2 protein-coding genes are annotated in these 1682 nt (G+C 65.5%); both read right to left on the bottom strand.

What is annotated here, in order from left to right:
- Positions 1-245 precede the first annotated feature (245 nt).
- A complete protein-coding gene (ubiA, locus tag MOV74_RS37560; RefSeq protein WP_246932490.1) occupies positions 246-1178 on the bottom strand; it encodes a 4-hydroxybenzoate octaprenyltransferase in 933 nt (310 codons plus the stop codon).
- Positions 1175-1682 (bottom strand): hypothetical protein (locus tag MOV74_RS37555; protein ID WP_246932489.1); only part of this gene is annotated, 508 nt, incomplete at its 5' end. The genes MOV74_RS37555 and ubiA, both read right to left, overlap by 4 nt.

The following is a 1682-nucleotide window of genomic DNA, read 5'->3' as shown; positions in this document are numbered from 1 at the left end:
AAGCCCGCGGCCCGCCGCCGCCGCGCCAATGCGATCCGCGCCCGCCGTCCGAAATTCCTGATGCGCCGCCGTGTTGCAATGACGCGCGAGCTGCCGATTCATCGCGAAGAACGCGAGATCATCGCGAGGAATTGAAGGTGCAGTAGGGTGGGCAAAGCGAAAGCGTGCCCACCTTTTGTCAATCATCGAGAGATCGTGGGCACGGCGCAAGGGCGCCTTTGCCCACCCTACGAGACCTACTCACGTCAGGCCGCCCGTATCACCGCGTCCACCAATAATCCCGCAAACAGCAGCAAGCCTGGATCGCGATTCGACTTGAACAGGCGCAGGCAAAGCTCGGGATCGTCGATCCTGAGTCGCACGATCTGCAAGGCAAGGTGCGCGGCGAAAGCGATCAGCCCGAGCCAGGCCGGCCAGCGCACATCGCCTGAGGCCAGTGCGACGCCGATCAGCATCACTGAAAGCCCGTAGAACAGGACCAGCGCCTGGTGCGTATGCGCACCGAACAGGCGCGCGGTGGACTTGATGCCGATCAGCGCGTCGTCCTCGGCGTCCTGATGCGCGTAGATCGTGTCATAGCCGATCACCCAGGAGATCGCGCCGGCATAGAGCACCAGCGCGGTGACGTCGATACGCCCGAAGGTGACGGCAAATCCCATCAGGGCACCCCAGGAGAAGGCAAGCCCGAGCACGATCTGCGGCCACCAGGTAATGCGCTTCATGAAGGGGTAGATCGCGACGATCAAAAGCGAGGCGATGCCGGTCGCAATCGCGAAGCGGTTGAACTGCAGCAGCACCACGAGGCCGATCAGTGCCTGTGCGATCATGAAGACCAGCGCCTGCTTCGTGGTCACCTGGCCGGACGGCAGCGGCCGCGAGCGCGTACGCTCGACCTTGTCGTCGAGGTCGCGGTCGGTGATGTCGTTCCAGGTGCAGCCGGCTCCGCGCATCACGAAAGCGCCGACGAAGAACAGCACGATGGTGAGCGGCAGGCCGCGGACGTCATGCGCCATGCCGCTCGCGAGCGCCGCCGACCACCAGCACGGCATCAACAGCAGCCAGGAGCCGATCGGACGGTCGAAGCGGGACAAGCGGAGGTAGGGCCGCGCCCATGGCGGCGCCAGCGTATCGACCCAGTTGCCGGTGGAATCGGCAACGCGGGCGGATGTATCGCTCATCGGGTCAGGACGTTGCCGTTGAGCGTGTCGAAGGTGCTGCCGCCCTTCTTGCCGGCATTGGCCTCAGGCGCGGAGCCCGAACCCAGCACCTCGCTCAGCGATGGGCCGGCCGGCCGCGCCTGCTGTTGCTGCATTTGCTGCGCGACGTTGCAAACCTTCGCTTGCATGGCCTCGGTGTTCTTGTGGCCTTCCTTCATCTGCCCGCCGACCTGCGGGGGAATTCCGCACTTCGCGGCATTGGCCTCGATGTACTTGAGCATCTTCCCCTCTGCCTGGCTGAAACTGCGGATCAGCTTGCAGGCCTCGTCGGGCGGCGCATGACGGTCGCTGGCGGCCTTGATCAACTTACCGCGCTTCTCGGCTTCTTCGCGCAGGGGCATGAACGCCTTCATGCAATCCTCGCCGGGGCCGGCTTGCGTCGGCGGAGCCGCGCTGAACGCACCAGCGCCACCGACGGGCGCGGCGCCATTCACGGGAAAGGACGATTGCGGCGCCGCGCCGACC

This window comes from Bradyrhizobium sp. SHOUNA76 (assembly GCF_023006445.1).
In the GTDB taxonomy this organism is placed as follows: Bacteria; Pseudomonadota; Alphaproteobacteria; order Rhizobiales; family Xanthobacteraceae; genus Bradyrhizobium.
This window is presented reverse-complemented; position numbering and strand designations above follow the sequence as displayed.